Below are 314 nucleotides of genomic sequence, written 5' to 3'. Positions count from 1 at the left end.
ACGAATCGAGCAGCCCGTCGAGGTGGTCGGCTGCCGGGAGCGGGTCGCCGTCGGGCGTCGCAGACGCCGTGAACGTGAGCATCGCCGTGGGGAGCCGTTTGCCGTACTCGTCCGAGATCCCGCGTTCGAGGTCCTTCAGCTTCGCATACTGCTTGTCGCTGTACTCCGGGGCGAACCGGTGCGGCTTCGAGCCGGTCGCGCGGTTCCCGCTGGTGTCCTCGAAGGCGGTCTCGATGTCCTCCTTGTCGCGGATGTAGTCGCGCCAGCAGTCGATCGCCTCTCTCCACGTCACCGGACGATCTCCGTCGAGCGCG

At 67.5% G+C, this 314-nt stretch carries 1 protein-coding gene; it reads right to left on the bottom strand.

Going from position 1 to position 314, the window contains the following annotated elements; genetic code table 11:
• On the bottom strand, positions 1-292 hold a 292-nt coding region (locus C472_RS16045), incomplete at its 3' end, for a hypothetical protein (protein WP_394295129.1).
• Between the last annotated feature and the right edge of the window lie 22 nt (positions 293-314).

It is taken from the genome of Halorubrum tebenquichense DSM 14210 (assembly GCF_000337415.1).
GTDB lineage: Archaea > Halobacteriota > Halobacteria > Halobacteriales > Haloferacaceae > Halorubrum > Halorubrum tebenquichense.
This window is presented reverse-complemented; position numbering and strand designations above follow the sequence as displayed.